Here is a 13460-nt window from a genome sequence, read left to right on the forward strand (position 1 = left end):
CATTTTGATCAGCTAGCTCCTCATGAGATAGCTACATTTGATAAAAATAAGTCGCTGGAAATTTTACATATCTTCTTTAAAGGGATTTCTCCCAATTGATTTAAAAAAACGAACAAAGATGACTATTCTCATTTTTTTGTTCGTTTTTTAGTTTTTTGAGGGTTGACACGTGTCTTTATGGAGAATAAGATGGTAGTGTGATAAACGGAAAGTGTATAGTATGCAGTGAACAAAATATGTATAAATATGCAAAAAAGGGGAGTTACTGCGTAGCAGTTAAGGCGATGGGATACAGCGGGAATATCATTATGAGGAGAGAACAACTATGAAAAAACCATCGTTACTAACGCAGGTTTTAGTAGCATTCGTCGTAGCTGTTGCGCTCGGACTCATCTTTGGAGACAAGATGTCTGTCGTGCAGCCGCTTGGCGATTTGTTTCTAAGGCTCATTAAGTTTATTATGGCGCCTTTGATTTTAACGACGCTCATTGTAGGCGTAACAAGTTTACAAGATACCAAGCAGCTTTTTAGTATGGGAGGGAGAACGATTGTTTTCTACCTCTTTACAACGTTGATTGCTGTGACGATTGGTATCGTATATGCTGTGATTTTATCACCTGGTACAGGAGCTAACGTGTCGTTACAGCAAGGAGCCACTGCGCCGAGTGGAGAAGCACCAACGCTTACGGAGACGTTGTTAAACATGATTCCGGAAAATCCATTTGCAGCGTTAATGGAAGGGAATATCCTACAAATTATCTTTATGGCAATTGCAATTGGTTTAGGGATTTTATTTGTAGGAGAGCCAGCAAAGCCAATTCAAAAGCTATTTGAATCTTTTTCCACAGTCATGTTTAAAATTACAAGTGGTATCATGGTCATTGCACCAATTGGTATCTTTGGAATGGTAGCACCAATTATTGGTGAGTATGGTTTAGCTGTTTTAGCACCTCTCGCTAAGGTGATTATTGCTGTAGCATTAGGTTGTTTAACGCAGCTTCTCGTTGTGTATTCTCTTGCGGTTAAAGGCTTTGCTGGGATGAATCCACTTACATTTTTAAAAGGAATAGCACCAGCCGGCCTTGTAGCTTTTAGTACAGCAAGTAGTGGTGCAACGCTACCTGTTTCAATGAAAAACGTTCAGGAAAACCTTGGCGTTTCAAAGGAAACAGCAAGCTTTGTTTTACCGTTAGGTGCCACAATGAATATGGACGGTAGTGCGATTTACCAAGGTGTTGCTGCGCTATTTATTGCACAATTTTATGGAATTGATCTCGGTATGAGTGAAATTTTACTAATCATGTTTACAACTACCATTGCATCAATTGGTACTGCGGGCGTGCCAGGTGCAGGGATGATTATGTTAACAATGGTACTAGCAGCCGTCAACCTTCCAGTTGAAGGAATTGCTTTAATTGCAGCAATCGATCGTATTCTTGATATGTTCCGTACGTCGGTTAATATTGTCGGAGATGCTGCAGCTTCTGTTGTTGTAGACTCATATGAGAAGAAATCAAAAGAAAAAGCGAATCAGCAAGCATCGTGAATTTTTGTGCGTACATCCTTATGAAAGGTGAGGATGTACGCATTTTTTTTCATTCCTTGCTATAATGGAAAAAGATTCACGCATACTAAAGTGAATGAGTAATTGATAATGATTTAAAGGAGTTTTTTGATGACAAAAGTAAAGTTAATTTCACATAATGATTTAGATGGGGTAAGCCCAGCTTTATTAGCTCGCTTAGCATTTGGTGATGAGAACCTTGATTACGACACGGTAGGAATCGGACGCATAAACGATACGGTGCTGCATTTTATAGAAGAAGATAATGATGGACAAGACTTATACATAACGGATATTAGCGTAAATGATGAAGTAGCAGCTAAGCTGGATGAACTTGTGAAAAATGGTCAAAAGGTTACGCTTATTGATCATCATATTTCTGCACTTCCTCTTTCTGAAAAATACGATTGGGTCCATGTGATACCAGAAGATAAGAATGGGACGAAAACAGCAGCTACATCGCTTTTTTATACATATCTACTAGAAAACAAGATGTTGGAACGTACGAAGATGCTGGATGAATACGTAGAGCTTGTACGTTTATTCGATACGTGGGATTGGTTTCACGAGAAAAATGAAAAAGCAAAAAGACTTAATCACCTTTACTACTTAATTTCTCATGAAGAGTTTAAAGATACGGTTCACGAAACGCTACAAGCATCTTATACTGGTGCCAATCAAAGCTTTGAATTTACAGAAAAGCACGCGATTTTACTTGAAGCTGAAGAGAAGCGAATTGAAAAATATATCTATGACAAACAAAAGCAAATGATGCAAGCAGAAGTAGAGATTGCAGAGCAAAAATACAAGGTAGGGATTGTGTTCGCAGATACATATCAGTCAGAGTTGGGAAATGCATTATGCCTAGAGCATGAAGAAATCGACTTTTCAGTAATGGTTGATATGGGAAGGAAAAAGCTAGGGTTTCGAGCGGTGAAAGATAAGATTAATTTAGCTGAAATCGTGGGTCACATTGGTGGTGGAGGCCATCCAAAAGCATCCGGCTGCAAATTAACGAGCGAAACCTTCAAGCTATTTGTAACCGACCACTTGTTTCAACCAGACGAAAAAAGTGAATAAACTAAGTGTAGAGGAGGGATGACTTTGACATTTGAACGTGAGGTTGTTGTGGTAACTGGTGGCGCAAATGGAATTGGAAAAGGTGTGGCAAGCGCCTATGCCAAAAAAGGTGCCAAAGTGATAATCGCAGATATTGATGAAGAACAAGGGGAGAAGCATGCTAAAACGCTGCGTGAAGCAGGTGCACAGGCAATGTTTATTCACACAGATGTAAGAAAAGAAGAGGATGTTATCAACCTCATGAAAGAAACTGTTTCAGCTTATGGTACGATTACCATTCTGGTTAATAATGCTGGAGTAACAAAGTGGAAGTCTCCGTATGAGTTAACGCTAGATGAATGGGATGATATCATAAATCTTAATTTACGAAGCGTATTTTTATGCTCAAGAGAAGCTGCAAAAGTGATGCGAAATAACAAAATAGGTGGTTCAATTGTAAACTTAGCTTCTACGCGTGCCGTTATGTCAGAGCCACACACCGAAGCATACGCTGCTACAAAAGGTGGCATTGTGGCGCTAACGCATGCTCTTGCCATTTCACTTGGACCAGACAAGATTACCGTCAACGCAATTTCTCCTGGCTGGATTGAAACTCAGCAATATGAGGATCTTCGAGATGTTGATCATGCTCAGCATCCGTCTAACCGAGTTGGCACTCCAGCAGATATTGCAAAAGCGTGCCTTTACCTGACGCATCCAGACAATGATTTTGTAACGGGGACGAACGTAGTTGTCGATGGTGGAATGACGCGCAAGATGATTTATGAACATTAACTAAAGTAAGCAGGCTATAGGCTATACCTATAGCCTGCTATTTTTATTTTGTATAAAAACACAGTTATATGAAAGCGTATTCTTTTTAAAATTTAGAAAAATCAGACTTGATTTACTTATCGAAATCATGTATCGTTATGTTCAATTCCTAATTGAAAAGGAATTAGTGTATAAAGTGAATATGTTCATGCAAAAGGTGCTAAGACACTAGTTTTAGCTTAAAAGGGAAGATCGGTGAAAATCCGACGCGGTCGCGCCACTGTAAGGAGGAGCCTATTATCAGTAAACCACTGTTTATGAAACGGGAAGGTGATAATAGGTGATGATTCTAAGTCAGGAGACCTGCCTGTTGTTTGCACTCACAACCTACGCGTAATAGGGAGAGGTGATTAGCTTGGTATTGAAACAAAAGTATATGTTGTTCAATACTTCTTAAAGCTGTCGTCTAACTCTCTTTCCAGAGAGTTTTTTATTGCAGAAAAATAGACGAAACGAGGAGATTGAAATGACAGTGAATACAGCAACAATTGGGTATCCAAGAATCGGTAGAAACAGAGAATGGAAAAAAGCAATTGAAGCTTATTGGAAGCAGGAAACAACGGAAGCAGAGCTGCACAACCAACTTCATGAGTTGTATGTTAATCAGCTTCGTATTCAAAAAGATAAGGGGATTGATTTTGTTTCAGTAGGTGACTTTAGTTATTACGATCACATGCTTGATACGGCGGTTATGTTTAATATTATTCCAGCTCGTTTCAAAAAGCAAAATCTATCCGCTCTTGATACATATTATGCAATGGCAAGAGGGAACAAAGAAGCAGAGGCATGTGAGATGACTAAGTGGTTTAATACCAACTATCACTACATTGTCCCAGAGTTTACTGACGTAACGCCGGCATTGAATGAAAACAGACCATTAGCATATTGGCAAAAAGCAAAGGACGAATTGGCACTTAACGGTAAGCCTCTTCTAATTGGGCCAGCAACCTTTATCTTATTAGGCAAAGGATTTAAACAAGAAGAAGTATCGAGCTTATTTGCTCAATTAACTCCGCTTTATATTCAAGTGATTAAGGAGTTACATGAAGCGGGAGCAGAGTGGATTCAAATTGATGAACCAATTTTTGTAACGAATAAAACAGAAGGGTACTGGAAGGAGGTTGAGGCATTTTATCAGCGTATTTCAGAGGAAGTACCTGGTGCTAATCTTATCATCCAAACGTATTTTGAAGCATTAGATAATTACCAATCTGTTGTGAACCTTCCTGTGAATGCTTTTGGGTTGGATTTTGTACATGATGAGAGAAAAAATAGTGAAGCGATAAAAGCACACGGTTTTCCAAAAGGGAAAAAGCTTTTTGCAGGCGTTATTGATGGTCGTAACGTGTGGAAAAGTAACTTAATTGAAAAAGCTGCACTTGTAAGTGAATTGCAAAAATTAGTGGGTAAAGAAGAGGTAATTGTTCAGCCATCTAGTACACTGCTTCATGTCCCTGTAACGGTAGAAACTGAACAAGAGCTACCAGCTGATATTCGAGCAGGCTTAAGTTTTGCTGAAGAAAAGCTGACTGAGCTAGAACTTTTAAAGGACCTTTTAAAAGGGGATAGCGAAGCAGTAAAAGCACATCAGCAAGAGATTGAGGCATTTTCGAAGGTTGCAAACCGCGTTCACACGAAAACGAGAGCAGAGCTAGAACAGATTGATGATCAAGCCTTATCTCGTGCTTCTGTGGCTGAGCGCCAGCGTTTGCAAAAAGAAAAGTTTGATTTACCGCTTTTACCAACTACAACAATTGGAAGCTTGCCACAAACAGCAGAGGTTCGTTCGAAGCGCTTAAAATGGAAGCAAGGTCAGTTAACGAACGAACAGTATGAAGCGTTTATAAAAGAAGAAACAAAGCGCTGGATTGAGGTTCAAGAAGAAATTGGTATTGATGTGCTGGTTCACGGTGAGTTTGAACGTACGGATATGGTTGAATTTTTTGGTGAGCGCTTAGGCGGAATGTTAACAACGAAAAACGGTTGGGTTCAATCATATGGTTCACGCTGCGTAAGACCACCTGTTGTATACGGAGATGTCTATTTAGTCGAGCCGATGACGGTTAAAGAAATTGTCTATGCACAAAGTTTAACCGAAAAAGTCGTAAAAGGAATGCTGACGGGGCCAATTACCATCTTAAACTGGTCATTCCCACGTACAGACATCTCGAAGTATGAAAGCATGAATCAAATTGCATTAGCCATTCGAAAAGAAGTTAAAGCGCTTGAAGAAGCCGGTGTTCACATGATACAAGTAGATGAACCTGCGCTGCGAGAAGGATTGCCAATTCGAGCTGAAAAGCAAGCCGCGTATTTAAATGCTACTGTTGAAGCGTTCCGTCTAGCAACAACGGGTGTAGAAGATACAACGCAAATTCATACGCATATGTGCTATTCGAAATTTGATGACATGATTGACACAATCTCTGCACTAGACGCAGATGTCATTTCAATTGAAGCATCCAGAAGTCATGGCAATATTATTTCTTCATTCGAGCAGTATTCATACGATAAAGAAATCGGGCTTGGCATTTACGACATTCATAGCCCTCGTATTCCAAGCTTTGAAGAAATGACAAATAATCTTGACCGTGCTCTTCGCGTGTTAAACCCAGCACAATTTTGGGTTAATCCAGACTGCGGTTTGAAAACACGAAATGAAAAGCAGGTAATCGATGCTTTAACTCAAATGGTAAACGTTACGAAGAAGTATCGTGAAAAGTTAGCAGCAGTCGCACAATAAAATGAAACAAAGAAAACCCCCTTTTATATGGGGGTTCTTTGTTTACGTTATGACAAATTATCTTGTTCCAGCCATTGCTGCGACCATTTTTCAATTTCTATCATAATAGGTTCAAGCGCTTTTCCTTTTTCCGTCAAGGAATACTCGATGCGTACAGGCGTTTCTGGAAAGACCTCACGCTTGACAATCCCTTGTTGTTCAAGGTCTTTCAAGCGTTCTGATAGTACGCGGCCGCTTACTGAAATGGATGATTCGATGGCACAAAAACGCTGGGGTCCAGACAGAAGCTTATAAATAATGAGCCCGGTCCAGCGCTGACTTAAAATCGTCATTGCTTTTTCAAAGCGTGGACATAAGGTTGATTGATTCATTTGTTTCACTCCTATAACACATATTATAGCACAAAGCATTAGGTGCTACACTTCTTAAAACTTCACGACCAAAGAGAAGAACCTTACATAAAGTAAGCGAAAGGAGTATTGAAGTAAAGCTGTTGAGAGAAACTAGTTAATAACCAATTACTTATCTATCTAAAAAACGAAATGGCTTATTCACGATCAAATAGCCAAGTTTTAATAATTGCTGCATACTCACGACCATATGATTGAAGCTTCACGACGTTTGGTGTTTCTGCACCTAATGGGTATACGTTATATCCTTGTCTTTTGGCAATCAGTGATGCGCGGTATAAATGAAACTGGTTGCTGACGAGTACAATATGTTTGTCATTGATATCAATAAGCTTTTTGGTATAGAGAAAGTTTTCATAAGTGGAAGTAGATTGATTTTCTTGTATAATGCGAGCAGAGTCAACGCCGTGATCTACTAAAAAAGTAGACATCGCTTCCGCTTCAGAGATGTCTTCATCATCACCTTGTCCACCTGAGACAATAGCAATAGTTGAAGGATTATCTTCTAAATAACGCAGCGCAGTAATCATGCGCTCTCGTAAACTTAAAGATAGCTCTTTTCCATTTACCTTAGCTCCAAGAATCATAATGTAGTCTGCGTTTTTTGGAGGAGGTGAACTAGCTGCAGAATAAATATGATATGACGCAAACAACACGTATCCAATTAGTAAAGAAGTAAGTACGTAGATAAATTTTCTTTTCATAAGCTACTCCCATCGTTTATTCCTATTTAGTATAATGCAGTAATTGGTATAAAAAGTAGTATTTATTTAATATTTAAGCGGTAAATAGGAAAAAATGTCATGAATTTAGCAAAAGGGATAGCTTCATATGTTTTGGAACGTTATAATCATTATGCACATCTTCTGCAACATTTCAAAGAAGGAGAGAACGAACATGAAGAAAAAAGCCGATTGGCGTTATCGAATCGCACATAAAGAAGCTTTAATCGGTATCGGCCTGGCTCTTTTCCACTTTGCATGGTGGTTTGGTTTTGCGTACGGACTTGGTTCAAAGCCCGTATCAGAGTATACATACATATTGGGGTTTCCGGCCTGGTTTTTTTATAGCTGCATACTTGGAATCCCGCTCATTATTTTACTGGTCTGGATTATTGTTCGCTTTTTCTTTTCAGATCTTCCTTTAGAAGATGAAGAAAGAGGTGAGAGCGAATGAACTGGGCTGTTGTTGTTCCTCTTGTTGTGTTTGTTCTATTAATTTTTGCGATTGGCTTTATTACCGCTAAAAAAACAAGCACGGCAAGTTCATTTATTAATGATTATTTTCTAGGAAGCAGAGAGCTTGGAGGGTTTGTTCTTGCCATGACGATGGTCGCGACGTACGGAAGTGCGAGCAGCTTTATTGGTGGTCCTGGTACAGCATATCAAACCGGACTTGCTTGGGTACTATTGTCCGTGATTCAAGTTGTAACAGGTTACTTTGTTCTCACAACTCTTGGCAAAAAATTCGCCATTGTTTCGCGAAAGATGAATGCCGTTACGCTTGTTGATTTTTTGAAAAAGCGATATGAAAGCAATATTGTTGTGATTGTTTCTGCTGTAAGCATTGTCCTTTTTCTATTTGCTTCTTTAGCTGCTCAGTGGGTTGGAGGAGCTAGATTAATTGAAGGTTTTGTAGGCATTTCATACAAAAGTGCGCTTGTCATCTTTGCAGTCACCGTACTTGTTTATGTATCAATTGGTGGGTTTCGTGCTGTCGTACTAACCGATGCCCTGCAGGGAATTGTAATGCTTGTAGGGACGATTATTTTACTAATTGCTACTATTTATGCTGGCGGCGGTGTCGAAGCAATCATGAAAGACTTAGTGAATGAAAATCCAAATCTTGTGAGCCCGTACGGAGCAGATCGTTCATTAACACCGCTTTATGTGTCATCATTTTGGATTTTAGTTGGAGTAGGAGTTGTGGGACTGCCACAGGTGGCCGTTCGAGCGATGTCTTATAAAAACTCGAAAGCGATGCATCAAGCCATGCTTATCGGTACGGTAGTAGTTGGTGTGATTATGTTAGGGATGCATCTTATTGGTGTGTTTGCTCGTGCTGTAATTCCAGGAATTGAAGTGGGAGACACTGTGATGCCGACGTTAACTCTTGAAGTATTACCACCTTGGTTAGCAGGAGTTGTACTTGCTGCGCCGATGGCAGCCATTATGTCGACGGTAGACTCTATTTTATTAATCATTAGCTCTGCTATTGTAAAAGATTTGTATTTAAACTACGTTAATCCGAAAGCAAAAGAGCAGCAGGTGAAAAGATGGAGCTTCTTAACAACAATGATTATTGGAATTTTAGTATTTTTGTTTGCTATTAACCCACCTGATTTACTCATTTGGTTTAACTTATTTTCATTCGGTGGACTTGAAGCAGTATTTATTTGGCCAATTGTGTTAGGATTATATTGGACAAAAGGAAATAAATATGGAGCAATTTCGGGAATGGTGACGGGGCTTTTAGTGTATATTTTAATTCACACATACGCTCCTAACCCATTTGGCATGCATACGGTTGTGCTTCCCGTTGTTCTGTCTTTATTGGTTTTTGTAACTGCAAGTATAATGACACAATCAAAAACAAAGAACCTACAAGAACAGCTTCGAAAAAAATATTTATAAACGATTATGTTTTAAAAGTGCCTTATACGTTTAAGGATAATAGGGAAATCGGTGGAAATCCGATGCAGCCCCCGCTACTGTAAGTGTGGATGAACCTGCAACAAACCGCTAGCAATGAGCTAGGAAGGTGCAGAAGTAAAGTGAAGCACAAGCCAGGAGACCTGCTTTTAAACATTAACTCTTATTTTTCGGCGGGGAAAATAGGTGACGTGCACATCAAAAGAATGAAGATGTTGTCATGAAGCCTTGGTTTTTAGCCAAGGCTTTTTGCTATGAAAGGCGTGATACAGATGAAAAAAGCAATTCCTCTTATGATTCAAGGAACGCACTCGGACGCTGGAAAAAGTTTACTTACAACTGCTTTTTGCCGAATTTTTGCAGAAGATGGTTTCAAAACAGCGCCGTTTAAATCACAAAATATGGCACTTAACTCTTATATTACAAAGGATGGAAAAGAGATTGGACGTGCTCAAGGAATTCAAGCTGAAGCTGCTGGAGTGGAAGCAACGACCAATATGAATCCGGTTTTAATCAAACCGACAAGAGAGTATGAGGCGCAGGTCGTCGTTCATGGTGTTCCTTTGCAAAATATGTATGCGTACGAGTATAGGAAAGATTTCTTTGAAACCGGACGTGAGATTATCACCAAAGCGTATGAAGAGCTTGCTTCTGAGTACGAGCATATTGTCATTGAAGGAGCAGGGAGTCCTGCTGAAATTAACTTAAACGACCGTGAACTTGTGAATATGCGAGTAGCTGATATTGCACAGTCTCCCGTTATTTTAGTAGGAGATATCGATAAGGGAGGCGTTTTTGCTAGCTTAGTAGGAACAATTCAGCTGCTTCCAAAAGAGCATAAGTCAAAAGTGGTAGGTGTGATTATTAATAAATTTCGAGGTGACTTGTCGCTGTTGCAACCAGGGCTTGATTGGTTTGAAGAGTATACGGGACTTCCTGTTCTAGGCGTCGTTCCTTATCTGGATGATGTGGAGATTGATGCAGAAGATTCACTTGCTTTAACTACGTACCCTACTCTTCCAAATCCAGCTAAAGAACTTGATGTTGCCGTTATTTCTTATCCTCGCATGTCGAACTTTACAGATCTAGATCCTATTCGTTTTGAAGATGATTGCCACGTAAGGCTTGTGACAAAACCTTCTCAGCTTGGAACGCCTGATTTAATCATTTTACCTGGGAGCAAGAATACGTTAGAAGACGCAAAGTACTTGTATGAAACGGGCTTAGCAGAAGCTATTTTGACAAAGAAGAATAAGGTGGATATTGCTGGAATCTGCGGTGGGTATCAAATTTTAGGTGAAGTGATAAGTGACCCAAATGAAGTGGAATCAACCCAAAAATCTGTTAAAGGGCTAGGTCTTTTACCTATTGAAACTGTAATGAAAACAAAGAAGCGAACAGAACGGGTAACGGGAAGGGCTATTTTACACGATGAGTCCTATCAAATTGAAGGTTACGAAATTCATATGGGCGAAACAACGTCTACCAAGCCAACTGTACATTTTGCTGAGCTAAATGGTATAAAAGAAGGAGCAGTTTTTGGTCGCGTCATTGGTACATACATACATGATGTTTTTCATAATGATGGCTTTCGACGTGCATATTTAAACGACATTCGACAGCAAAAAGGATTAGTGCCGATTAAGAAAACGTTTAATAGTAGGGCGCGAAAGGAAGAGTCTTTTCAAAAGCTGGCTGCACATGTACGAAAAGCAATTGATATGAAACAAATTTATGAAATCATGAGTGAATATAAAAAGTAATTCACTATCAAACGGTTGGGGCGTGCTATCTGTAAAAGATTCTTTACAAAAAGGTTAAAATCCCGGCCCTCGGTTTCCGATAGAGGGAGTTGATGCAAGATGAAAAAAATCGCAAACAAAATTGTCTTATTTTATGTCTTTAGTATAATCCTTGTTTTAACTACAGTTATTACTGGTGTTTTTGTAGGTACCGTGTCTTTAACCGTTACAGACGTTATTAAAATTATTGTTCAAAACATGTCTGGATTATCTTTATATCATGGCCCCAGTAACATGGAGCTCATTATTTGGGAAATTCGATTTCCACGCGTAGTCGTTGCCTTTTTAGTTGGAGCAGCTCTTGCCATTGCGGGGGCAGCTTTTCAAGGCTTGCTTCGAAACTCATTAGCGGACCCGTATACCATCGGGGTGTCTTCTGGAGCCACTCTTGGCACGGTGCTTGCTATCTTTTTTAACTGGCAGCTATTTGGGATGCATATCTATACGCTACCGATTATTGGGATTGTATCTGGCTTTTTAACGCTTTTACTCGTATTTGGTATTACAAAGTTAGCGAGCGGGACATTAGCTAACGAAACTATTATTTTAGCAGGTATTATTTTGTCATCGTTCATGAGCGCTATGATTTCTCTTATGGTTGCATTATCATCAGAGCAAGGAGTGCGTGAAATTTTGTATTGGCTGATGGGAAGTGTGTCAATGAGAGGCTGGGGACATGTTCAGCTTTTACTCCCGTTTTTCATCATCGGTACGGTCGGCTTACTTGCGAATACCCGCGAGCTAAATGGCTTTGCGTTTGGCGATCAGTCTGCACAGTTTATGGGAATTAACGTAAAAAGCAGAAAGCGTATCATTTTGGTATCGGCAGCTATTTTGACAGGTGCATCCGTATCTGTCTCTGGAGCAATCGGCTTTGTTGGACTTGTCATTCCTCACTTAGTAAGGTTGGTGGTAGGTGCAAACCACAAGCATGTGCTTCCTCTTTCTATTCTGATTGGAGGCAGCTATCTTGTGTTGGCAGACCTTGTAGCACGAACCATTCTAAACCCACAGGAGCTTCCAATTGGTGTGGTAACTGCGATCATCGGCTCACCTATTTTTACGCTGTTGCTTATTAAAGAAAGGATTAGGAAAAGAGGGATTGAATGATTGAGGTTTGTAACGTAACTGGTGGGTATAAAAAGCATAAGCCTACTGTAAAAAGCGTAGCTTTCACCGTGGAAAAAGGCTCATTTTGCACGCTTCTTGGACCAAACGGGAGCGGAAAGACCACGCTCATTCGCTTGATGATGGGCGTGCTACCGCTAACAGCAGGAGAAATTAAGTTAGAACAAAAGTCAATTTCCTCCTATTCAGCTACGCAGTTAGCGCAAAAAATAGCGGTTATGACGCAGGAAAACCAAATCGGTCTAGAGTTTACCGTTCGTGAAATTGTGGCGCTTGGTCGCTATCCTTTCCAAACGAAACGGTTTTTAAATAATGAATCACCTTATGATAAAGAAGTGATTGAAAGAGTGATGAAAAGAACGGATGTGTGGCGATATCGTCATCACTCATTCAATGCTTTAAGCGGTGGGGAAAAACAGCGTGTTCTTTTAGCTAAATCTTTAGCGCAAGAACCTGAATATTTGCTGTTAGATGAACCGACAAATCATCTAGACGTAAAGCACGCAATGGAACTGCTGCATTTATTAAAAGAGCTGCAGCGAGAAGAAAACTTAACCATTGTGGCGATTTTACATGATTTAAACATTGCAGCACTATTTGCTGATGACGCCATCTTGTTAAAAGATGGAGAGGTTTATGCAAGAGGTATTGAAGAGATTTTTAGTGACCAGCAAACTCTTCAGCACGTCTATGGAGTTGATTTACACGTACTTTATCATCCTGGAGTCCATAAAAGGCAGCTTGCATATGTCCCCCCGAAAGAAGAGAAGGTACTACAAGCTTTTTCCAACTTATATACGCTCATAGAAAATGAACGTTGTCTGTCAGTAAGCTTTGAACATTCCCTGCGCACCCTTTCTACGGGAGATAGCGGAAAGGGTATCCATTGGTGTAAGCAAATCGTTCAGTACACAGACGAAGAGAAAAGCAGCGATTTACTTTCGTGGTCTGGGATCGATCATCGCTTTACACGAATTTCATTTTACGAAGATGGAGTATATACGTGGCTATTCTTGTTTACAAAAAGTAAGGAACAGGTGAACGTCGTAGTTGTTACGGATATGCCTCTTAAAGATGAATCACTTTTAGAAACAGCAATGGAAGTAAGTGCTCAGCTTGGAGGGTTGGGAATCAATCGAGGGAATTTTGCAGCTTGTGCTGTTAGAAATACGGATACAAAAGCAGTAGATGCTAAAAAAATTAAAGCTATTATAAAACGAGAAGTTGATAAATATCAGCTTGTTACGCAATGAAAAATGCTCACCGTGT

The 13460-nt window shown here is 39.8% G+C and carries 11 protein-coding genes and 2 riboswitches; of the genes, 9 read left to right on the forward strand and 2 right to left on the reverse strand.

Annotated features, from left to right (window positions below; translation table 11 throughout):
* Positions 1–325 precede the first annotated feature (325 nt).
* The 4 genes from BFL01S_RS03125 (at position 326) to metE (ending at position 6200) form a co-directional block, all read left to right on the forward strand.
* The gene (locus tag BFL01S_RS03125; protein WP_061784840.1) at positions 326–1546 is read left to right on the forward strand and encodes a dicarboxylate/amino acid:cation symporter; all 1221 of its coding nucleotides are present in this window, start codon (positions 326–328) and stop codon (positions 1544–1546) included.
* Between the two features lie 129 nt (positions 1547–1675).
* On the forward strand, positions 1676–2644 hold the full coding sequence (locus BFL01S_RS03130) for a DHH family phosphoesterase (protein WP_061784841.1): 969 nt from the start codon (positions 1676–1678) through the stop codon (positions 2642–2644).
* A gap of 24 nt (positions 2645–2668) precedes the next feature.
* Complete coding sequence (locus BFL01S_RS03135) at positions 2669–3418, forward strand: glucose 1-dehydrogenase (RefSeq protein WP_061784842.1); 750 nt, start codon at positions 2669–2671, stop codon at positions 3416–3418.
* A 177-nt stretch (positions 3419–3595) separates the two neighbouring features.
* Positions 3596–3782: riboswitch (cobalamin riboswitch) on the forward strand.
* A gap of 141 nt (positions 3783–3923) precedes the next feature.
* Complete coding sequence (metE, locus tag BFL01S_RS03140) at positions 3924–6200, forward strand: 5-methyltetrahydropteroyltriglutamate--homocysteine S-methyltransferase (protein WP_061784843.1); 2277 nt, start codon at positions 3924–3926, stop codon at positions 6198–6200.
* 47 nt (positions 6201–6247) lie between these two features.
* Here the strand turns inward: metE and BFL01S_RS03145 are convergent, their stop codons facing one another.
* Together BFL01S_RS03145 and BFL01S_RS03150 are read right to left on the reverse strand one after the other, a co-directional pair.
* Positions 6248–6571 (reverse strand): winged helix-turn-helix transcriptional regulator, encoded by a 324-nt coding sequence (locus BFL01S_RS03145; protein WP_025910077.1) that lies wholly within the window; start codon positions 6569–6571, stop codon positions 6248–6250.
* A 176-nt stretch (positions 6572–6747) separates the two neighbouring features.
* Positions 6748–7314 carry a YdcF family protein gene (locus BFL01S_RS03150; RefSeq protein WP_025910079.1) on the reverse strand — a complete coding sequence of 189 codons (567 nt, stop codon included), beginning with the start codon at positions 7312–7314 and terminating at the stop codon, positions 6748–6750.
* A gap of 193 nt (positions 7315–7507) precedes the next feature.
* Here BFL01S_RS03150 and BFL01S_RS03155 point away from each other — a divergent pair, with 193 nt between their 5' ends.
* The 5 genes from BFL01S_RS03155 (at position 7508) to BFL01S_RS03175 (ending at position 13444) form a co-directional block, all read left to right on the forward strand.
* Complete coding sequence (locus BFL01S_RS03155; RefSeq protein WP_025910081.1) at positions 7508–7786, forward strand: YhdT family protein; 279 nt, start codon at positions 7508–7510, stop codon at positions 7784–7786.
* On the forward strand, positions 7783–9243 hold the full coding sequence (gene panF / locus BFL01S_RS03160) for a sodium/pantothenate symporter (protein WP_025910083.1): 1461 nt from the start codon (positions 7783–7785) through the stop codon (positions 9241–9243). The genes BFL01S_RS03155 and panF overlap by 4 nt, the downstream gene beginning before the upstream one ends.
* A riboswitch (cobalamin riboswitch) is annotated at positions 9242–9426 on the forward strand. It overlaps the preceding gene by 2 nt.
* Before the next feature lie 107 nt (positions 9427–9533).
* Entirely contained in the window at positions 9534–11024 is a 1491-nt protein-coding gene (locus tag BFL01S_RS03165) for a cobyric acid synthase (RefSeq protein ID WP_025910084.1), read from the forward strand.
* Between the two features lie 99 nt (positions 11025–11123).
* Positions 11124–12173: a FecCD family ABC transporter permease gene (locus BFL01S_RS03170; RefSeq protein WP_061784844.1), complete on the forward strand. Its 1050-nt coding sequence runs from the start codon at positions 11124–11126 to the stop codon at positions 12171–12173.
* A complete protein-coding gene (locus tag BFL01S_RS03175) occupies positions 12170–13444 on the forward strand; it encodes an ABC transporter ATP-binding protein (protein WP_061784845.1) in 1275 nt (424 codons plus the stop codon). The genes BFL01S_RS03170 and BFL01S_RS03175 overlap by 4 nt, the downstream gene beginning before the upstream one ends.
* Positions 13445–13460 lie beyond the last annotated feature (16 nt).

Source organism: Priestia flexa NBRC 15715 (genome assembly GCF_001591565.1).
GTDB lineage: Bacteria > Bacillota > Bacilli > Bacillales > Bacillaceae_H > Priestia > Priestia flexa.